The following is a 21,701-nucleotide window of genomic DNA, read 5'->3' as shown; positions in this document are numbered from 1 at the left end:
TGTAATTATATGCGGACAATAACCTCGTGTTATTATGCGGCATAATTTTTGACTCAATTATTTTAAAGTGGGGAACGATGAGTAACAGCTACTTAGCATTTCCGGAAATTGATCCCGTAATGTTCTCGATTGGCCCAGTCTCTTTGCACTGGTATGGTTTTATGTACCTTGTCGGATTCGTTTTTGCGCTATGGCTAGCAGGGCGTCGCGCCTCTAAGCCAAACAGCGGTTGGACAAAAAATGAAGTCGAGAACTTGTTGTACATTGGCTTTGTCGGTGTATTTGTGGGTGGACGACTTGGCTATGTTTTCTTCTATAACTTGCCTGTTTTCTTAGATGACCCTCTGTATCTGTTCAAGGTATGGGATGGCGGGATGTCCTTCCATGGCGGTTTGATTGGGGTTATCTGTGCCATGATGTGGTTTGCCTATCGCACGAAACGCCGTTTCTTACAAGTTTCTGATTTTGTTGCACCTTTGATTCCTTTTGGTCTTGGAATGGGGCGTATCGGTAACTTTATTAATGGCGAGTTATGGGGTCGCGTTACCCTAGATACACCATGGGCGTTTTTATTTCCTCACTCAAGAAGTGAAGATATCCAACTTGCGGCACAAGATCCGTCTCTGTTGCCTATTCTCGAGCAGTACGGTGTATTGCCAAGACACCCATCCCAGCTGTATGAAATGGTTTTAGAAGGTATCGTTTTATTCCTGATATTGAATTTATTTGTACGTAAACCTCGTCCAATGGGTAGCGTATCGGGTCTGTTCCTTATCGGTTATGGGGCATTCCGTATTATCGTTGAATTCTTCAGACAGCCAGATGCGCAGTTAGGTTTATTCGGTGGCATCAGTATGGGGCAAATCCTCTCGATTCCGATGATTATTATCGGTGTATTGATGATTATCTGGGCTTACAAATACGGTAAAAATATCCCTGCCCATAAGCCTGCTAAAAGCGTTGATAGTAAGTAGCGTTGATAAAAAATAGCGCAGATAGCAAGTAGCGTATATAGCTAGTCACGTAGGCAGTAAATAACGTAGACAGCAAATAACGCAGACAGTAAATCACGTTAATAAGCAGTAAATTAAGTCATTTTCGGTTTGTGTTATTGAGGGATATTCGATAGCACAAACCGCCTGTATTTCGGAGTAAGAGAGCCACTATGAAGCCGTATCTTGAGTTATGCCAACGTATTATCGATGAAGGTCAATGGGTTGAAAATAAGCGCACTGGTGTCCGCTGTTTAACCGTGATTAATGCCGATCTCGAATATGATGTGGGCAACAATCAATTTCCTTTAATTACAACGCGCAAAAGCTTTTATAAAGCCGCTATTGCCGAGTTATTAGGGTACTTACGTGGCTATGATAATGCAGCGCAGTTCCGTGAAATTGGTTGTAACACTTGGAATGCCAATGCTAATGAAAACCAAGCATGGTTAGATAACCCGCATCGTAAAGGTGAAGATGATATGGGGCGCGTTTATGGCGTCCAAGGCCGATCATGGCAGCGTCCTGATGGCTCTCATCTTGACCAATTAAAGAAAGTGGTTAATAACCTGAAAAACGGTATTGATGACCGCGCCGAAATCGTGACTTTCTATAACCCCGGAGAGTTCGAAATGGGCTGCTTACGTCCTTGTATGCACACCCATACGTTTTCACTACTTGGCGATACGCTGCATTTAACCTCTTATCAACGTAGCTGCGATGTGCCTCTTGGCCTCAACTTCAATCAGGTCCAATGCTTTGTTTTACTGGCTTTAATGGCGCGTATTACGGGTCATAAAGCAGGTAAGGCTTATCATAAAATTGTGAATGCACATATTTATGAAAATCAACTGCCTTTAATGCGTGATGTTCAATTAAAACGTGAACCATACCCATCTCCAAGCTTAACGATTAACCCTGCAATTAAATCATTGGAAGATCTTGAAACGTGGGTAACAACTGATGATTTCACCTTAGACGATTATCAGTGCCACGAAGCCATAAAATATCCATTTACGGTCTAATGCGGGTGGATTGATATAAAGGCATAGATACGCATATACCCTGTAAATAATACGGTTTATGCCTTTATTTTTTATTATCTTTACAGCTCACTCGATTTTCTAAGTTGCTCCATACCTTTACATCCCTGTTAACTCTTACTCTCTTTCACCCTTATTACTTCCGCTATTTCCCATTTTCGCCTTATCCCCGAAAGCTATTCTGACCTGTCTCCCTTATTTTTGGGGAACACTTTTTTATCTTTACGATTAATTTTGCGAAGCCGTTTCCAAAAGCATTCAAGGAAAATGCAAAAGTGACATTTTGCTGGGAAGCGCTACGAAGAATGGTAAATGAGGTCTGTTGGGCTGAGAAGTTTTCACCCAAGCTCCCCGTAGATAACGGTTGAGAGAGATAAAGAAATGCCAGAACAGACAAATTTGGTACATGGAAAAATAAAGTGGCTAAAGTGCAACATTGATGAGCAGGGATTCACTTTAATTGAAATACTGGTTGTTCTGTTTCTGTGCTCAATTGTTGCTCTGCCTGCGTTTTATCAATGGCAACAGCAAGTGAAACGGCTACAACTTATTGATGCTGCTAGGCAAACTGCCGAATTTATCTACAGTAATCTAATGGAAGGCATTTATTTAAATCAGCACCGTATTATGACAGTAAGTTTCACATCAAAAGAGTGGCATTTAGTGGTTACGGATGCAGATACAGCGCAACAAATTAGCCAATTTAAGGGGGAAAAATTTGAGCGTATTGAGCTCAAGCACGCGTCTAGACAATCGATTCACTTTTACGGTAGGCAAGGGACAAGTAGCCCTTTTCGAATTGAGCTCAACAATGAAAGTGACCAAATATCCGTGATTATTTCATCTGCGGGTCGGGTTCGCAGTTGCACCCCTCAAATATTAGCAGGCGTGCCCAAATGTTGAGTCACACTAAAAAGCATAAAGCAGAAAAAGGTTTCTCTTTGCTAGAAACACTGATTGCGATGCTAATTGGTTGTCTAGTCTGCATTGCAGCGATGAATACGATCCCCGTGTTATTTAAGCAACTATTTCAGGCTTTTTTTCAATATCAATTGGATAGAGAGGTCAGGCAGGTGTTGATTAATATGGAAAAAGATTTTCGTCGAATTGGTCATTGCAGCCAGTCACCTTCCAAACCTCATTGTGAAGGAAAGGCAATTACCATCAGCTCTAAGTTCTTAAGTCGTCAGGCTAACTCCTGCATTATTTTTGCCTATGACCAAGATTTATCTGGGGGATGGGTTATAGGGCCAAGTCATTCATTACATTCCGATTTCTTTGGATTCAGGCTACATGACAATAAGCTGGAATCTAACCGTAATGTGACAAATTGCGATGGTACCCGTTGGCACTCGTTGTTTGACCCGAACATGGTGAAAGTTAATAAACTGACCTTTGATTGGCGGCCTGCAACAAAAGTTTTAGACATGTCGATGACAGTTGAAAGCATTTTATTGCCGAATAGAACGTTTGATTATCATTCCTCCGTGATGTTAAGGAATGTGCCATGAGGGAAACAAATGCGCAGCGAGGCAATATTGCCTTAGTCATGGTGATGGTGCTAATGAGTGTCGGGCTTATCTTGCTGAAAGCACTAAATTATTACCAAGCGCGGGCTAGCCATGAATTAAGCCGCGAAGAAAAATACTATCAATCATTCAATTTGGCAGAATCAGCATTCTCATGGGGGCTCGCTCAACATTGGAAATTAAAGGCAGAAAAAGCGAGCCCTTGGGTATGTCAACGAGAAACAAATCACGGGTGGGTGAGTTGCCTTAAGCATTATAAAAATAACCAATTCATTTTATCGGGTAAAGGTGAATTATCGAAAAACCAATCGCTAACGGTATATCGATGGGTTGTGCCGATATGGAATGAAGGGCGCTTACAAGCGCGAGAAAATGGCTGGATTGATTATTGTCCTGTGGCGATTAAAGGATTTTGCCAATGAAGAATTCACAGCAAGGATTTGCGCTGGTAGAGTCGATGATTGCGGTGGTTGTTTTTGCTATCTTGCTGATAGCTCTGCTAAACTACAGCCAATATATCGCTTTGAATTTTAATCAAATATACCAAGGTTCACAGGCAGTTCGGTCTCTACATGGTACTTTAGAAGGTAAACGCTCTTCTAATGATAAAGTTCCATTGGAAATAGGGGATCAGCCCCAGAGAGAACAGATAAAAATCGTGCATTCTACAATCCTTGGGAACTGTAGTGAATCTAAGGTGTCCTTGTTAGTGGGCGGGAAACTGTATTCGATAAGTCGCTGGATGTGTGCAAAAGGAGAGAGTCATGTTTCAGGTTTATCATTCTAACCAATTAGATCTACTCAAAGAGCTAATTGCACACTTAATGGAGAATGACCCGCTATCTCATCCTTTTGAGCAAGAAATTGTATTAGTACAAAGCCCCGGTATGTCTCAATGGCTACAGATAGAGCTTGCTAAACGCTTTGGAATAGCCGCCAATATTAACTACCCATTACCTGCTACGTTTATCTGGGATATGTTCCGTCGAGTACTTCCAGATATTCCTAAAGAGAGCGCTTACACTAAACAAGCGATGACATGGAAGTTAATGACAATTTTACCCAATGTCATTAATGAAGCTGAGTTTGAGCCTCTACGTCACTATCTGCAAGACGATTCAGACAAGCGTAAATTGCACCAATTATCAGGGCGTATTGCCGATTTATTTGACCAATATTTGGTTTACCGACCGGAGTGGATTGCTCTGTGGCAACGTAATGAGTTGATTGATGGGCTCAGTGAAAATCAATTGTGGCAAAAAAGATTATGGCTATGTTTGGTGGAATATACAGAGCAGCTGGGTCAATCGCCTTGGCATCGAGCAAACCTATATCAGAGTTTTATCGATAAGCTTAAAGCATCGCCAGAGTTAGCTAAAAATTTGCCATCGCGCCTATTTATTTGCGGTATTTCCTCCTTGCCACCGGTGTATTTACAAGCGCTTAATGCAATTGCCGAACACTCAGATATTCACTTAATGTTTACCAACCCGTGCCGCTATTACTGGGGAGACATTCAAAGCAGTGCCTTTTTAGCGCGATTACAACAACGAAAATTGCGCCACTATTTGGATAAGCACGAAATTTCCCGCTTTAAAATTGATGAGCACGCAGCCAACTTATTTAACGCAGAAGGTGAACAAAATTTAGCAAACCCACTGTTAGCCTCGTGGGGCAAGCTTGGTCGGGATAACTTATATTTTATTTCTCAAATTGAAACCGCCAATGAAGTGTCTGCCTTTGTTGATAATGGGCGAAGTAACCTTCTCGAAAATTTACAGCAAGATATTCTCGATCTTGAAAATCACGCACAGCTAGGCGTAACATTAGATGAGTACGAAAGTAGCTCACAGAAGCGCTCACTCCATCCAAGCGATCAATCCGTGACATTTCATTCATGCCATAGTGCTCAGCGTGAAGTTGAAGTTTTGCAGGATCGCTTATTGGCTCTATTTGAAGAAGATCCCACATTAACTCCCCGTGATGTGATTGTCATGGTCGCAGACATCGACAGTTATGCGCCTTATATTCAGGCGGTGTTTGGTAACACTAGCTCATCACACTATATTCCATTCTCTATTTCAGATAGAAAGGCACTACAAGCCCATCCAATCTTACAAGCTTTTATTATGTTATTGGATTTGCCTCAAAGCCGCTTTTCAACGGAGCAAGTACTGGCGTTATTAGAAGTTTCAGCGTTTGCCGCGCGTTTTGATATTGATGAAAGTGAACTGAGTTTATTAAGGCGCTGGGTCAATGAATCCGGTATTCGTTGGGGGCTTGATGACGATAACGTACGATCACTATCTTTACCCGTTATTGGGCAAAATACGTGGCAGTTTGGTTTAAGCCGAATGTTACTTGGCTATGCGATGGATAGCCGTAATGGCCCTTGGAATGGCGTGCTTCCGTATGATGAATGCAGTGGGCTCGCAGCTCAATTGGCAGGCAAATTAGCATTACTCATCGATACACTTAGAGAATGGCGAACACGCTTAGAGCAAGAACGTACACTCGATGAGTGGAAGGAGATCTGCCAGCAATTAATTGATAGCTGTTTCAAAGTCGATAGTGAAACTGAAATCGTCTTAACCTTACTCACGACACAATGGCATAAAATTATTGAAAATGCCCTGACTGCCAATTACCAAGAAGCCATCCCATTACGTTTAATTCGTGACGAGCTATCGGTTTGCTTTGACGACGAAAAAATCAGCCAGCGTTTTCTTGCTGGCGCAGTGAATTTCTGCACGCTAATGCCAATGCGTTCTGTACCGTTTAAAGTAGTTTGTTTACTGGGTATGAACGATGGTGCATATCCACGTAATGTACCGCCCCTCGGGTTTGATTTAATGGCAGAAAAAGTCCAGCGAGGGGATAGAAAGCGCCGTGATGATGACCGATATCTATTCTTAGAAGCATTAAATTCAGCGACGAAGCGACTCTATATTAGCTACATTGGACGTTCAATTCGAGATAACCAAGAGTGCAATCCATCGGTGCTAGTCACTGAATTATTGGAGTATATCTGTCAGAGTTTCTGCTTACAGGGCGATCAATCATTGAATATCGATGAAAGTTCACTGCGGCTAAAACAGTATTTAGTCACTGAGCATAATCGAGTGCCATTTGCGAAAGAAAACTTTATCCCTAACACGCTTTATCAAAGCTTCGCACAAGAGTGGCTGCCAGCCGCAAAAAGCGCAGAGCAAGCGGCTAAGTCGTTTACGTCAGTATTAGAACAACGAGAACCTATTACAGAGTTATCGTTAGAACAGATTTTACGTTTTTATCGACACCCTATACGTGGCTTTTTTCAACAACGCTTAAAAGTGCATTTTTCAATTGAAGAGACTGAACTTCCAGAGGAAGAGCCATTTGTATTGGGGGGATTGCAACGCTATAAAATCAATGACCAAGTATTAGATTTATTAGTCAAAGATGAAGATCCAAATCCCCTTTATCATGCATTAAAAGCCTCAGGGCAATTACCCGCCAAACAATTTGGCCAGCTATTTTGGGAGAAGCAATTGAATGATATTGCTCCATTAGCTGAAAAAGTGAAAGAGTATGGGGACCCGCGTGTTGATTATCCGATTGAGTGTGAAATACATGAGGTCAAAATTACAGGCTTATTGCGAAATGTTCACGAGTCAGGAATATTGCGTTATCGGCCTGCTTATCTTACCGCCAATGATGGTGTGCAATTATGGATAGAACATTTGTTTTTTAATGCTTTTATTCGTGAAGGTGAAAGCATCGCATTAGGGCGAGAAAACAGTATTTGGCATTTCTCTGCCATATCCTCTGAGCGTGCAAAAGTACACTTGAATACGCTTATTGAAGGATATTGTGAAGGAATGAATACGCCACTAATTCTGCTAAACCAGAGTGGTTGGAATTGGATTTCGGCGTGTTTTGATAAAAAAACAAAGGAATATGACTTTACGTCGGAAGATGTGCAGCAAAAGGCGTTATCGGCGCTACTGCAAAGCCTACAAGGAAGCCAAATGAAAGTGGGTGAAATGGAAGATGATTATGTATTGAGAGCTTGCAGAAGCATAAATAGTTCATTGATTGAATCGCTGCTGAGTAATACTCGGCGCTTCTTACTGCCGATGGCAGAGTACTTAAAATAAGGGAGAGCATCTAAGAATGTTACGATTATCGAAACATATCGCTCATTTATTCTTGTTATCACTACTATTTATAGGTAGTGCTATTGCTGCGCAGCCACTTTGGCAAGTTTTACCAGAGACTATCAATAAAAGCGTCAGTGACCCGCGAGAATATAAAGCAATCAAACTTAATAACGATATGACTGTTTTACTGGTTTCAGACCCTAAAGCAACTAAGTCGTTAGCGGCAGTTGCATTACCCGTAGGGAGTATTGAAAACCCGAATAGTCAGTTAGGGCTTGCTCATTACTTAGAGCACATGGTGTTAATGGGTTCTAAAAAATACCCTGAGCCAAGTAGCTTCTCTGAGTTTTTACAAAAACACGGCGGAAGCCATAACGCCAGTACGGCACCACATCGCACCGCCTACTATTTTGAAGTTGAAAATGGAGCTCTTGAGGCTGCTACTGATAGACTAGCGGATGCGCTCGCTGAGCCGTTACTTGACCCTGTGAATGCAGACAAAGAACGTAATGCTGTCAACGCTGAACTCACCATGGCTCGTGCTCGTGATGGTATGCGTATTTGGCAAATTCGTTCTGAAACGCTAAACTCTGCCCATCCAAACTCTCGCTTTGCAGGTGGAAATCTGGAAACGTTGAAGGACAAACCCAATAGCAAGCTCCAAGATGAGTTAGTGAGTTTCTATAAACGTTATTACTCTGCAAACTTAATGAATGGCGTATTGTATGGTGACCAATCTATTGAACAATTAGCGAAAATTGCCAATGAAACCTTTGGACGTATTCCTAATTTTAATGCGTCAGTACCAGCGGTTACGATCCCCGCAGTGACGGATAAAGAAAAGGGGATTGTGATCCACTATGTTCCCTCTCAGCCACAAAAAGCATTGCAAATCGAATTTAGCATCAAAAACAATATGGTCGATTTTCGTAGCAAGAGTGATGAATACATCGGCTACTTAATTGGAAATCGTAGTCCGGGAACGTTATCTGATTGGCTTATTTCTCAAGGATTAGCAGAAGGTATCAGCGCATCTGCGTCACCAAATGCTGATCGTAACTATGGCTCATTTTCTATCTATGTCACGTTAACGGACAAAGGGTTAGCAGAGCGTGATCAAGTTATCGCAGCTATTTTTGCTTATATTGATTTGATTAAAAAACAAGGCGTTAACCAAGATTATTTTGATGAAATAGCCAAAGTGCTCAATCTATCATTTCGTTATGGTTCCATTGTTAGAGACATGAACTATATCGAATGGCTTTCTGACCAAATGATCACTATGCCTGTTAATCACGTTCTAGATTCTGATTATGTTGCAGATAAATATAATCCTGCAGCGATAAAACAGAGACTTTCTGAACTGACAGCGAAAAATGCACGTATTTGGTTTATTAGCCCGAACGAACCGAGTAATAAAAAAGCTTACTTTGTCGATGCGCCTTACCAAGTCGATAAAATCAGTGAAAAACAGTTCACGGAATGGGCTGGTTTAGAGTCAAAAATGACTTTTAAATTACCAAAATTAAACCCTTATATTCCCGATAACTTATCCCTGATTAAAACGGATAAAGCGTATAAACATCCTGAAATGGTTTATCAGGAAGGGAATACACGTGTGCTGTATATGCCAAGTCAGTATTTTGCTGATGAGCCGAAGGCAAGTATTACGTTAGACCTGCGCTATAACGATCAAGACAAAACAGCAAAATCACAAGTCACTGGTTCTTTATTGCAATATATTTCATCGTTAAAAATGGATGAATTACAGTATCAAGCTTCCGTGGCAGGGATGTCCGTCTCCGTCTCTCAAGGGGTTGGGTTACAATTAAATGCGAGCGGTTATACTCAGCATTTATCGGAGCTGTTTTTATCCATGACCAAGGAATATTTAAGTTTTGAGCCAACAGAAAGAGAGCTGGTTCAGGCTAAATCTTGGTACAAAGAACAAATCGAAGTGGCAAACAATGCGAAAGCATACGAGCTAGCCATGCAGCCATTGCAGCGCCTTAACAGTGTTCCTTATTTTGAACAGGAGCAACGGTTAGCCGCTTTAGACACTATCACTTTGAAGGATATAACTGACTACCGTAATTCCGTCGTTGAAGGTGCCGCCTTACAAGCATTAGTTGTGGGTAATATTACTCAGCAGCAAAGTGTTCAAACTATCCAAGACGTCAGTAAGCTGTTAAAGAGCAAGGGTAAAAATTGGTGGAGTGGTGACATCGTTGTGGTGAATAAAACCTATCTGGCAGATTTCCATAAGCAAGGTAATAGCAGTGATAACGCATTGGCTGAGTTATTTATTCCTGATGGTTATGACCGTATCGATGGTGCGGTTCTGTCTGGTATTTTATCTAAAATTGTTCAGCCGTGGTTTTACGACCAATTACGAACCAATGAGCAATTAGGTTATGCCGTATTTGCTTTCAAGGTGGGGCTTGGTGATCAGTGGGGTATTGGCTTCTTGCTGCAAAGCAATGCTAAAACACCAGATTATCTCAATACTCGCTATCAAGATTTCTATAAAGTCACTCTGGATAAGCTGAAAAAATTGCCTTCTGCTGAGTTTGAGCAATATAAACAATCGATTATTACGGAAATGAAACAGCCGCCACAAACATTCTATGAAGAAGTGGGGCGCTATGGTTCCGATTTTTCTCGTAATATTTTCAGTTTTGACTCTCGAGATAAAGTGTTAGCGAGACTAGAGACTGCCACTCAAGCTGAAGTGATTGCGTATTATGAAAATGCGGTTTTAAAACACCAAGGTTTAGCAATGGCATCTCAAGTGATTGGTCAGGGTGTTGATGAAAAATCAGGGTATGCAAAACTGAAAAACTGGGTGTTGTACCCACAAGCTTCAGATCTTCAGAAGATGTTACCTATCAAGGAAAATGTTGAGTGAATAAGGTGCAGATGAGTTCCCAATTGTTAGATGCTTATACACTTCCATTACGTGGACAGCGGCTAATTGAAGCATCGGCTGGTACAGGCAAAACCTATACGATAGGGATCCTCTATCTGCGCCTATTATTAGGTTTAGGGGATGAAAATGCATTCCCTAGACCTTTAAGTGTTGAAGAAATTCTAGTTGTGACCTTTACTGAGGCAGCGACCAATGAATTACGTGGGCGTATTCGTGAGCGTATTCATAAGATGCGCTTGGCGTGTTTACGAAATGGCTTGGGATTTGAATCGGAACCAGAATATCTCACACTGTTAACAGAATTACCGAGTGAAGAACAACGCGCTTTTGCGGCGAATTGGCTATTAGCTGCTGAGCGTCAAATGGATGAAGCGGCTATTTACACCATTCATGGTTTTTGCCAACGAATGTTAGCGCACAATGCGTTTGAATCAGGCATTTTGTTTGAGCAAACCATGATCCAAGATGAATTTCCTATCCAGAAACAAGCCTGTGCGGATTTTTGGCGTCGTCATTTTTATCCTCTGGATTATTCTATGACTAAAGTGGTTCATGCCGAGTGGAATGGACCTGAAGCACTATTGAACGATATTAAGCCGTTCTTGCAAGGGGATATTCCTGCCATTATCAATCAGCCGGAATTACCTGAAACCCTTGAAGAGCGCCATCAACGTTTGATTGGTTTAATTCAAAATGTAAAAGACGTATGGGCCGAAAATGTCGCTGATTTTGAAAAGCTAATCTCGGAGTCTGATGTAGACAAACGTAGCTACAGCGCGCGTTATTTACCAACTTGGTTAGAAAAAATAACCGAGTGGGCGAAGAAAAGCACCGATGATTATCAACTGCCGAAAGATATTTTAGAGCGTTTTGCGCAATCTCGATTAGATGAAAAATCCAAAAGCGGTTCGGGGCCTTCCCATTCTGTTTTCAGATTAGTGGATGAATTGCTTGCCCAGGCGCTGACGATTAAAGATTTAATTATCCCGCAGGCGATTAGTGAAGTACGCCAAACTATCGCTCATGAAAAGCAAACGCGTGGTGAATTAGGGTTTGATGATTTGCTAACTCGACTGGATAGAGCGCTGCATCAAGACGGTGGGGCATTACTTGCCGAAGCGATTGCTAAGCGCTTCCCTGTGGCGATGATTGATGAGTTTCAAGATACTGACCCGCAGCAATATCGTATTTTTCAGCGTATTTATCGGGAAACTGAAGACACTGCATTGCTGTTTATCGGAGACCCGAAACAAGCTATTTATGCATTCCGTGGTGCAGATATCTTCACGTATATTGCGGCGAAAACGCAAGTTAGTGCTCACTATACGTTAGAGACAAACTATCGCTCATCCCAGAGTATGGTTGAGGCAGTTAATCAGGTCTTTCACCATGCTGAAACCCCATTTATTTTTGAACAAATTCCATTTCAAAGCGTTAATTTTGCGGCTCATAATCGCCACAAAAAACTGATCCATGACGGGAAAGAAGTGAAAGCGCTCACTTTCTGGCAGCAGCAAGCTGAAGCTGTTTCCGTTTCTGAATATGAACAAGCCCTTGCGCAGCAATGTGCAGCACAAATAGGGCAATATCTTGCTGGTGGTTTGAAAGGGACCACTTACTTTGAAAATAAGCAGCAGCAAACGCCTGTAGAAGCTTCGGATATCACCGTATTAGTGCGCAGTCGTCGTGAGGCGATATTGATCCGTGATGCGCTAAATCAACTGAATATCCCATCGGTATTCCAATCAAATCGAGAAAGCGTGTTTGCGACCCAAGAAGCTAAAGAGGTTCTCTGGCTATTATTGGCAGTATTAACACCAGAAAAAGAACGGGTGTTGCGAAGCGCCTTAGCGACGGGGTTATTAGGCTTAACGGCGGAAGATATTGATAACCTAAATTACGATGAAAAAGCGTGGGAAAACTTAGTTGATGAGTTTGCTTACTATGCTGTAATTTGGCGTAAACGCGGTGTTTTACCCATGTTACGTGGGATTATGTCCAAGCGACATATCGCTGAAACCTTGCTATCGGGTTCTGAAGGTGAGCGTCGTTTGATGGATCTCATGCATATTGGTGAATTACTGCAAGAGACGTCTCTCCAACTTGAAGGTGAGCACACACTAACCCGTTGGTTAGCGCAGCAGATTGCTCACCCAGACCATCAATCAGATGCACAACAGATGCGCCTTGAAAGTGATAGACATTTGGTGCAAATCAGCACCATACATAAGTCTAAAGGGCTGGAATATAAAATTGTCTGGTTGCCGTTTGCGAGTAACTTTTTGCCTCAATCAAAAGGCCTGTTTCATGACCGTGATGATTACGTTACGAAGCTCGACCTTGATGACTCACAAGAGTATGTCGAACTAGCGGATGAAGAACGTTTAGCTGAGGATTTACGCTTACTTTACGTGGCACTCACTCGCGCTATTTATCACTGTAGTGTCGGAGTGGCTCCGCTTATCAAGGGCAATCGTAAAAAAGCAGGTAATACGGATTTGCACCTATCCGCGCTGGGGTATTTGCTGCAAAAAGGCGAAGAAGGTGACAGTGTTTTACTTAGCAGTATGCTCGATGCGCTCAGTAATGATGTGATTGATGTGCAACCGATAGATCTCCCTGAAATGGTAAAACTGGATTTAGCTAAAGAGGCCAGTGATGAATTATCAGCAAGAGCGGTTTCTCGGCACTTTGATGATAGCTGGCGTGTAACAAGCTATTCCGGTCTGAGTTATAGCACCTCCCATGGAGAAGAAGAGCAAACCTTATCTGCTGAGCAATTTGCTAACTCATTAGCTCCTAAGATGGATATTGAAGTCAGTCATGATGTTGAGGTGCAAGAAACACAAGAAAATACACTGACTCCGCACCAATTCCCTAAAGGTGCTGCGCCAGGCACATTTTTACATAGTTTGATGGAAGAAATTGATTTTTCAGGTGACATTTCATCCGAATGGCTAGAAGAAAAATTACAAGTAGCAGGTTTTGATACTCAATGGGTTTCTATGTTACAAGGCTGGTTGAATGCCATTCTTAATATACCGTTAGCTGATGATGGGCTCTGTTTGTCGGCTATTCCAGCTCAAGATAGGCTGGATGAAATGCAGTTTTATTTACCAATTGATAGCTTGCTCAATGCAAAGGAGGTTGATCGTGTTACTCACAAGTATGACCCTCTATCAAAACATTGCCCCCCTCTGAGCTTTGAGCAAGTACAAGGTATTTTAAAAGGTTTTATCGACTTAACTTTTTGCTGGAAAGGGAAGTTTTATTTGTTGGATTATAAGTCCAACTATTTAGGTGAAGATGCCTCTTATTACACTCAAGAGGCAATGGCTGAAGCGATGATTGACCATCGATATGATCTGCAATATCAGCTTTATTCGCTGGCATTACACCGTTTTTTACAACAGAGGATGCCAAATTACGATTATGAAACTCATTTTGGCGGCGTTTATTATCTCTTTTTACGGGGAACTGAACGCATAGATTCTCAAAATGGCATCTTCTTTTATCGACCAACAATTGAATTTATCAGTGAGTTTGATGCGCTATTTCATGATGCTCAATCTAAGGAGCCACAATGATGAAAGCGTTATTTAATCAAGCTATTGAAGCGCGTATATTCACGCCTCTTGATGTGCAATTCGCCTATAACGTTGCGAATGAAGATAACCCGATTTTATTGGTAGTGGCAGCGCTGCTTAGTGCAGAAACTATGTCTGGACATGTTTGCTTATCGTTGGAGGATATTCGCCCTGACGTGCTATTTATGGGAAGACATCCTGAGTTTACGGCGCAATTATGGCAAATGATTGGAGAACCAAATCAAGCCGCTATCAGAGCTGCATTATTATCCAGTGAATCCGTGTGTGAAGTTGAGGGAGGGTCTGTTGCTCCATTGCTGCTATCAGGTGATTTCCTTTATTTCCAGCGTATGTGGCAATACGAGCAGTGCGTAGCTCACTTCTTTTCAGAAACTGAATTAGCCGATGTTAGGAATAATAATATTGTTAATGATTCGAAAATTCAGCCGATTTTAACGGAGCTTTTCCCTGAATCAACGCAGATAGATTGGCAAAAAATTGCCGCTGCTATTGCGTTAACTAGCCGAGTCTCGGTTATTTCAGGGGGACCTGGAACGGGGAAAACGACGACGGTCGCGAAAATTTTAGCGGCGCTGATTAAGTTAGGCCATCAACAGCAACATCGCTTGCGTATTGAATTAGCCGCCCCAACAGGTAAAGCTGCCGCTCGTTTAACCGAGTCATTAGGGTATGCGATGAAACAGCTGCCGCTAAATGACGATGAGCGTGAATCTCTCCCCTCTCAAGCCAAAACATTGCACCGATTATTAGGGGCTCAGCCTGAAAGCCAGCAGTTTCGTTATCACCGTGATAATCCGCTTGCACTTGATATCTTGATTGTTGATGAAGCTTCCATGGTGGATTTACCCATGATGGGTAAGCTCATTGAAGCACTGCCTGATTCAGCTAAATTGATATTTTTAGGTGATAAAGATCAGCTCGCTTCTGTTGAAGCGGGGGCGGTTTTAGGGGATATCTGCCGTTTCGCGAATAAAGGCTATAGCCCTGAGCGAGCCGCTCAGCTGGAGCGATTGGCAGGATGCTCATTAAGTGAATTTACTTCAAATGAAGGGCCTGCTATCCGTGATAGTTTATGTCTATTAAGACATAGTTATCGTTTTTCTGCGGATTCAGGAATTGGCCAGCTGGCTTTCGCCGTCAATGCCGGAAATGTGAAAAGGGTGGATGATATTCTTACGCAGGGTTTCACGGATATTCATAACTATATTCCTAACGCTATGCCAGATAACGAAAACGAGGCTGAAGCTGAAATTAGTGAAAGCTACGCTAACATGTTATTAGATGCTGTAGGGTTCTATCAGCACTATTTACGAGCCGTTAAAGCAAGGGAAAACCCTGCCGATGTCCTACATAAATTTAATCAATACCGTCTACTTGCCGCATTGAGGGAAGGGGCATACGGGGTTTCTGGTTTAAATGACAAACTTGAAAAATTACTCCATCGCCAAGGGTTAATTACAAAACCGTATAACTTGCAGCATAAGCATTATGTTGGAAGGCCGGTCATGATCAGCCGTAATGATAGCGCACTAGGCCTCTTTAATGGCGATATTGGTATTATCTTGTTAGATGAAGAGCGGCAAATGAGAGCTTATTTCCAGTTTCCTGATGGCTCCATTCGTGGGATCCAACCCAATCGACTGCCAACACATGAAACGGCTTACGTGATGACGGTTCATAAATCTCAAGGTTCAGAGTTTGCTCATACCGCCTTGGTTCTACCTTATGTATATTCGCCCGTAATCACTCGAGAGCTCGTCTATACCGCGATGACACGAGCTAAAAATGAACTTTCATTGTATGGCAGCAAAAAAGTGTTACGCCGTGCGATAGAAACACCGACTAAACGCCGTAGTGGCTTAGCGCTACAGTTTGAACACTACGGTTTGAGCAGTTAAATTAATTCCTAGACATTTAAGGTACCAATATGGAAAACCAGCAACAAATGACCGCCGTGACAGTAACATTGAATGCCAAAATTGATCCTGCTCGCCGTGCAGATTTGGAAGATGCATTTGATCAAGCCATGGAAAAATTAGGTAAAGAAGGGCAAATCCAAGTTAGTGGTGGTGGTACCCAATTAGCTGAAAATGGCGAAGTTGCTGAGTGTGATATTGAATTGGCACTAAGTGATGCAAGTGATGAGAATATCAGCCTGATTATTCAAATGTTTTCGGCGATGTTAGCCCCTAAAGGTTCCCGCTTAACTATTCATGGTGAAGACGTTCAAATCGATTTTGGAGCGGATGAAGGGTTGGCGATTTATTTCAATGGCACAGATTTAGCTGATGAAGTCTATGAAAATAATGATATTAACGATCTTTTTGATCAGCTTGATGAAGCGGTTGAAGATATCGGTGGGATCCACGGTGTTTGGGATGGCCCAACAGAAACTGCATTCTATTTTTACGGTACCTCTTTTGCTGAAATGGAAGCGATTTTACGTCCACTGTTAGAGCAAAACCCACTGTGCGAGAAGTGCCGAGTAGTACAAATGGCTTAACTTAAGATTAGGTCGTATCAAAGAAAAACCCAGAGTATTACTTGAATATCTGGGTTTATGAACGTTAGTTAGAGAGTATGGCGAACTAATTTGTTTGCCAACTTTCTGGGCGATTTCAAGCGGCTTGGCTTTTAATATCCAGCATTAAAATTTTCGATTTACGCTGATAGTTATAAAGTGCCTGCTTTTTGACAGGAAGCATCTCAATTTCTGCTGGAATAAAACCACGTTCTTGGAACCAATGAATGCTCCTTGTGGTTAAGACAAACAGTTTATCCAGTTCAAGTTGTTTAGCTTGTGCCATAACCCGCTGTAGTAATTCTTCACCGCGTGATGAGCTACGGTAATCAGGATGAACAGCCACGCAAGCCATTTCGCCTAGTTTCTCTTCAGGATAGGGGTAAAGTGCTGCGCAGGCGATCACCAAATTATCACGTTCAATGATTGTGAACTTATCGATCTCCATTTCGAGCTGTTCCCGTGAGCGTCTAACTAGAATACCTTGCTGCTCAAGGGGTCTGATCAGCTCTAAAATCCCACCGATATCATTGATATTCGCACGGCGAGTCTTTTCTGAGCTTTCCATGACTATCTGTGTACCGATACCATCACGAGAGAAGAGTTCTTGGATCAGCGAGCCATTTTCTTGATAGCTAAGTAAGTGGCTACGGCGTACTCCTCGGCGGCAGGCGGAAGCCGCGCCACGCAAGAAGCGAACTGTTCCAGAATAATAATCTCCTTCAGACTCTAATTCTTGGATCCGTGTTTCCGCTTCATTCGGGAAGAGTTCAGACAGAATATTACCGTCTTTATCGACTACCCCTTGAGATGAACAGAAACCAATCAGTTTTTCGGCTTTAATTTTAACGGCAAGCTGAGTTGCAATCTCTTCCGAGGTAAGATTAAAGCTTTCACCTGTGACAGAGACTGCCACAGGACCAATTAACACGATAGATCCATTATCGAGTTGAGCGTTGATAGCATCTTCGTTGATGCGACGAATGCGGCCGCTATGGCAATAATCAATCCCATCATCGACACCTAAAGGCTGCGCAATCACAAAATTACCACTCACGACGTTAATGTGTGCCCCTTGTAATGGCGTATTGCCTAAACTCATCGATAAACGAGCGGTAATGTCGAGCTGTAATGCTCCAGAAGCCTGCTTAACGTATTCAAGGGTATTCGCATCAGTAACGCGGGTATGTTTATGATAAATGGCATCATAATTATGTTCAGCGAGGATCTCTTCAATTTGAGGTCGAGCGCCATAAACAACGACAATACGAATACCAAGGCTATGCAGTAGGCCTATATCGTTGACAATACTAGGAAAATTTTCATGCGCAATTGCTTCACCGCCAAGCATGATGATAAATGTCTTGCCACGGTGGGCATTTATATAAGGTACCGAATGGCGAAATTCATCAACCAACTCGGTGCTGCGCTCTTTCATAATTACCCTCTTAACTGAATTTTTATTCGCAATAACTGTATTTTTATTCTTTTTGGCGGAAAATATCAAGTAAAAGTTAGGACAATAAAAGTAACAAATTTATTTTTAAGGTTTACATATCTCTAAATATAAATGGATATAATCACAACAATACAATCTGCATATCAGATAATTGCCAATAAATGTTATTCGACAATTGAGCATCATTAACTATTTAAATTACGCAAGTGTGGCGTTTATATTGCATTGAATAGATGCGTGCTGGGATATAAATAGAATAGATTGGTAATGACAAAGGATGAAGAACTAGATAGAGTGCGAATTAGTCGCTAATATATTATCTCTTGTCTTAGATATTATTAAACTTTTCAGGATATAGATTCGGAATTATTGATGAGTCATCAAGATCACAGCCCATCAAAACGTCGCCTATTGCAAGGTGCGGCGGCAGTTATGCTATTAAGTGTCAGCCCATTCGGTTTTGCTGCCAGTAGTAGCGTTGTTGCCGTTCGTATTTGGCCAGCCTCGAGTTATACCCGTATTACTCTAGAATCCAGCATTCCTTTAAAGTATCGCCAGTTTGTTTTAAACAATCCTGAGCGTATTGTTGTTGATTTAGAGGGCGTTCAATTAAATAACGTTCTTAAGAATATGGGTAGCCAAATTCAGTCTCGAGACCCTTACTTAAAATTAGTGAGAGTCGGGCAGTTTGATCCTAAAACGGTACGTTTGGTTTTCGAAGTTAAAAACAAAGTATCTCCTCGGTTCTTTACTCTACCGCCAGTTGCTGAATTTAAACACCGTTTAGTCATGGATTTCTATCCAGGTAAAGGTGTTGAAACCAACGACGACCCATTATTGGCACTCCTTGAAGATTACAACAAAGGTGATTTAGAAGAGAGTATGCCGGTACAGGCGAAAAAACCGGGGAAAGCGGGTACCGATAGGCCGATTGTCATTATGATTGACCCAGGTCACGGTGGGGAAGACCCCGGTGCGATTGGTAAGTATAAGACCCGTGAAAAAGATGTGGTTTTACAAATCGCTCGTCGCTTGAGAACGCTGATTGATAAAGATCCGAAAATGCGGGCCTATATGACGCGTAATGAGGATGTCTTTATTCCATTAAAAGTTCGCGTGGCGAAAGCGAGAAAGATGCAGGCCGATTTGTTTGTTTCTATTCATGCGGATGCATTTACCAACCGTTCAGCGAATGGTTCATCGGTTTTCGCATTGTCCACGAAAGGGGCAACCAGTAACACGGCGCGTTACCTTGCTCAAACTCAGAACGAAGCTGACTTAATTGGTGGTGTGAGTAAAAGCGGCGATGCGTATCTCGACCACACCATGTTAGATCTGGTGCAAACAGCTACGATCAATGACAGCTTGAAGTTTGGGGATGAAGTTTTAAAACGCATGGGCCGCGTTAACCGGCTACATAAAAACAAAGTGGATCAAGCTGGCTTCGCGGTATTAAAAGCCCCAGAAATTCCATCCATTTTAGTGGAAACGGCCTTTATCAGTAACTTAGAGGAAGAGCGCAAACTCAAAACCGCTAAGTTTCAACAGCAGATGGCTGAGTCGATTTTTGAAGGAATCAAAGCTTATTTCCGTAATGGTGGTGAGCTAGCTATCCGTAATTAATCGCGAGATTTTACATATCGAAGAAGGTGGCAAACAGCAATGTGAGTCGCCTTTTTTATTGGCTGAAAACAAGAAACTAAGTGATTAAGAATCAGTTTTGGTTTTGATATGGCTAAGGAAAATGAAGTAAAGGGTATATAAGAAAAGAAAAAAGAATTGGTTGCGGGGGCTGGATTTGAACCAACGACCTTCGGGTTATGAGCCCGACGAGCTACCAAGCTGCTCCACCCCGCGACTGAAGAGGTTAAATATATCAGGAATTGGTTGCGGGAGCTGGATTTGAACCAACGACCTTCGGGTTATGAGCCCGACGAGCTACCATGCTGCTCCATCCCGCGCCTGAATATTTCACTACTTTGGGATACTACTTTGATTTTACTGCTGAATTTACTTTGACTGAATCAAGTTTGACTAAATCAAGAAATTGGTTGCGGGGGCTGGATTTGAACCAACGACCTTCGGGTTATGAGCCCGACGAGCTACCATGCTGCTCCACCCCGCGTCCGATAGCGGGCACTATACTCGGGATGAGATCTGATGCAAGTTTTTTCGTGTTTTTTTTTCATTTTTCATTAAGTGGCGTTTAAAAATCGCACAAAATGTAGTTTTTTTGTTCTTTAAAGGTTTCTAATCCAAAAATAACCTCACTAAATATTTATAGCCGTTTCATTCTCAATTTGGGTTTGCTATTGTGCGCTTCATATTGGATATGTGTTAGGTGGTATAAAGATGAATTCATGGCTGAAAGGGTTAATCGCGGGCGTCTTCTTTTCTTTACTGGCTGGGTGTCAATCTCATCCAACAGATAAAGGACAACAATATAAAGACGGGAAATTGCATAGAGACTTGCAACAAGTTAATCAAGTTAACGTGCAAGGACGACCAATAAATGCGCCGGATTTTAATCGCCAAGTGACGGAAATTCAAAATGCATCGCCACGCTTATTCAACAACAATAATGAAACTTACCACGCAATAGAAAACTGGTTGATGGCAGGGGGCGATCCTGCTCAGTTATCGCGTTTCAATTTGTCGGCTTTCCAAATGGAAGGGATGGACAATTACGGAAACGTCCAATTCACGGGATACTACACGCCAGTAATTGAAGCTCGCCGCTCGCCGCAAGGTAATTACCGCCATCCATTGTATGGTATGCCGTCAAAAAGCAAGGGGCGCTTACCTAGCCGTGCGCAAATATATAATGGTGCACTCAGTAACAATTTGATCTTGGCTTACAGCGATTCTCCTGTTGACAATTTTATGATGGAAGTGCAAGGCAGTGGTTACGTGGATTTCGGCGATGGTAGCCCACTGAATTTCTTCGCTTATGCAGGCAAAAATGGTCATGCATATAAAAGTATTGGCAAGGTGCTAGTTGATAGAGGCGAAGTGCCTTTAGAAAAAATGTCCCTACAGGCTATTCACGACTGGACAAACACCCACAGTGAGCAAGAAGTGCGTGAATTACTTGAAAGTAATCCATCGTTTGTTTTCTTTAAACCGCAATCTTTCGTCCCTGTCAGAGGTGCGAGTGCGGTGCCATTAGTGGCAAAAGCGTCGGTAGCATCGGATAAAACCTTGATCCCACCGGGAACCGCATTGCTAGCCGAAGTTCCTGTGTTAGATGGCAATGGGAAATTTACGGGTAGATACGAAATGCGTATGATGGTTGCCCTTGATGTGGGTGGCGCAATTAAAGGGCACCATTTCGATATTTATCATGGAACAGGGCACGATGCAGGTAAAATGGCCGGTTTTTATAACCACTATGGCCGAGTATGGGTTCTGAAAAAGAGCCAGCCTGTTTTTAGTGCGATGTAGCCCCCATTTACTGTTTATTCGATTTTCGTTTTAA

Annotated in this window: 14 protein-coding genes and 3 tRNA genes; 13 read left to right on the top strand and 4 right to left on the bottom strand. The window is 42.3% G+C overall.

What is annotated here, in order from left to right; genetic code table 11:
- Positions 1-77 precede the first annotated feature (77 nt).
- The 11 genes from lgt to H0913_RS14945 all read left to right on the top strand — a co-directional run bounded on the left by lgt (position 78) and on the right by H0913_RS14945 (position 16,746).
- Positions 78-974 carry a prolipoprotein diacylglyceryl transferase gene (gene lgt / locus H0913_RS14995; protein ID WP_154603370.1) on the top strand — a complete coding sequence of 299 codons (897 nt, stop codon included), beginning with the start codon at positions 78-80 and terminating at the stop codon, positions 972-974.
- A gap of 191 nt (positions 975-1,165) precedes the next feature.
- Positions 1,166-2,017, top strand: coding sequence for a thymidylate synthase (locus H0913_RS14990; protein WP_154603369.1), 852 nt, complete (start codon positions 1,166-1,168; stop codon positions 2,015-2,017).
- A 399-nt stretch (positions 2,018-2,416) separates the two neighbouring features.
- The gene (locus H0913_RS14985) at positions 2,417-2,938 is read left to right on the top strand and encodes a prepilin-type N-terminal cleavage/methylation domain-containing protein (RefSeq protein ID WP_181477526.1); all 522 of its coding nucleotides are present in this window, start codon (positions 2,417-2,419) and stop codon (positions 2,936-2,938) included.
- Positions 2,932-3,546, top strand: a complete 615-nt coding sequence (locus H0913_RS14980; protein ID WP_181477525.1) for a prepilin peptidase-dependent protein — start codon at positions 2,932-2,934, stop codon at positions 3,544-3,546. Before H0913_RS14985 ends, H0913_RS14980 begins: the two co-directional genes overlap by 7 nt.
- Positions 3,543-3,986, top strand: coding sequence for a DUF2509 family protein (locus tag H0913_RS14975; protein WP_181477524.1), 444 nt, complete (start codon positions 3,543-3,545; stop codon positions 3,984-3,986). Before H0913_RS14980 ends, H0913_RS14975 begins: the two co-directional genes overlap by 4 nt.
- Complete coding sequence (locus H0913_RS14970; protein WP_181477523.1) at positions 3,983-4,351, top strand: type II secretion system protein; 369 nt, start codon at positions 3,983-3,985, stop codon at positions 4,349-4,351. Before H0913_RS14975 ends, H0913_RS14970 begins: the two co-directional genes overlap by 4 nt.
- Positions 4,329-7,703 (top strand): exodeoxyribonuclease V subunit gamma, encoded by a 3,375-nt coding sequence (recC, locus tag H0913_RS14965; RefSeq protein WP_181477522.1) that lies wholly within the window; start codon positions 4,329-4,331, stop codon positions 7,701-7,703. The genes H0913_RS14970 and recC overlap by 23 nt, the downstream gene beginning before the upstream one ends.
- Positions 7,704-7,719: 16 nt before the next feature.
- Positions 7,720-10,614 carry a pitrilysin gene (gene ptrA / locus H0913_RS14960; protein WP_181477521.1) on the top strand — a complete coding sequence of 965 codons (2,895 nt, stop codon included), beginning with the start codon at positions 7,720-7,722 and terminating at the stop codon, positions 10,612-10,614.
- The gene (gene recB / locus H0913_RS14955; protein ID WP_181477520.1) at positions 10,611-14,222 is read left to right on the top strand and encodes an exodeoxyribonuclease V subunit beta; all 3,612 of its coding nucleotides are present in this window, start codon (positions 10,611-10,613) and stop codon (positions 14,220-14,222) included. Before ptrA ends, recB begins: the two co-directional genes overlap by 4 nt.
- Positions 14,222-16,141 carry an exodeoxyribonuclease V subunit alpha gene (recD, locus tag H0913_RS14950; RefSeq protein ID WP_181478809.1) on the top strand — a complete coding sequence of 640 codons (1,920 nt, stop codon included), beginning with the start codon at positions 14,222-14,224 and terminating at the stop codon, positions 16,139-16,141. The genes recB and recD overlap by 1 nt, the downstream gene beginning before the upstream one ends.
- A gap of 29 nt (positions 16,142-16,170) precedes the next feature.
- Positions 16,171-16,746 carry a hypothetical protein gene (locus H0913_RS14945; RefSeq protein ID WP_154603361.1) on the top strand — a complete coding sequence of 192 codons (576 nt, stop codon included), beginning with the start codon at positions 16,171-16,173 and terminating at the stop codon, positions 16,744-16,746.
- Positions 16,747-16,861: 115 nt separating this feature from the next.
- Here the strand turns inward: H0913_RS14945 and argA are convergent, their stop codons facing one another.
- A complete protein-coding gene (gene argA, locus H0913_RS14940; RefSeq protein ID WP_154603360.1) occupies positions 16,862-18,202 on the bottom strand; it encodes an amino-acid N-acetyltransferase in 1,341 nt (446 codons plus the stop codon).
- A gap of 393 nt (positions 18,203-18,595) precedes the next feature.
- Here argA and amiC point away from each other — a divergent pair, with 393 nt between their 5' ends.
- Entirely contained in the window at positions 18,596-19,846 is a 1,251-nt protein-coding gene (amiC, locus tag H0913_RS14935; RefSeq protein WP_154627660.1) for an N-acetylmuramoyl-L-alanine amidase AmiC, read from the top strand.
- Positions 19,847-20,003: 157 nt separating this feature from the next.
- On the opposite strand, the gene H0913_RS14930 is transcribed toward amiC, so the two are convergent.
- The 3 genes from H0913_RS14930 to H0913_RS14920 all read right to left on the bottom strand — a co-directional run bounded on the left by H0913_RS14930 (position 20,004) and on the right by H0913_RS14920 (position 20,348).
- Positions 20,004-20,080 (bottom strand) — tRNA-Met (locus tag H0913_RS14930).
- Positions 20,081-20,107: 27 nt separating this feature from the next.
- Positions 20,108-20,184, bottom strand: a tRNA-Met gene (locus H0913_RS14925).
- Positions 20,185-20,271: 87 nt separating this feature from the next.
- Positions 20,272-20,348, bottom strand: a tRNA-Met gene (locus H0913_RS14920).
- Between the two features lie 227 nt (positions 20,349-20,575).
- On the opposite strand from H0913_RS14920, the gene mltA reads away from it, so the two are divergent.
- On the top strand, positions 20,576-21,667 hold the full coding sequence (gene mltA / locus H0913_RS14915) for a murein transglycosylase A (protein ID WP_154603359.1): 1,092 nt from the start codon (positions 20,576-20,578) through the stop codon (positions 21,665-21,667).
- The last annotated feature ends 34 nt before the right edge of the window (positions 21,668-21,701 follow it).

Origin of the sequence: Providencia rettgeri (assembly GCF_013702265.1) — a bacterium.
GTDB classification, from domain to species: Bacteria; Pseudomonadota; Gammaproteobacteria; order Enterobacterales; family Enterobacteriaceae; genus Providencia; species Providencia zhijiangensis.
The sequence above is the reverse complement of the archived record's forward strand: the minus strand, read 5'-3'. Positions and strand labels throughout refer to the sequence as shown.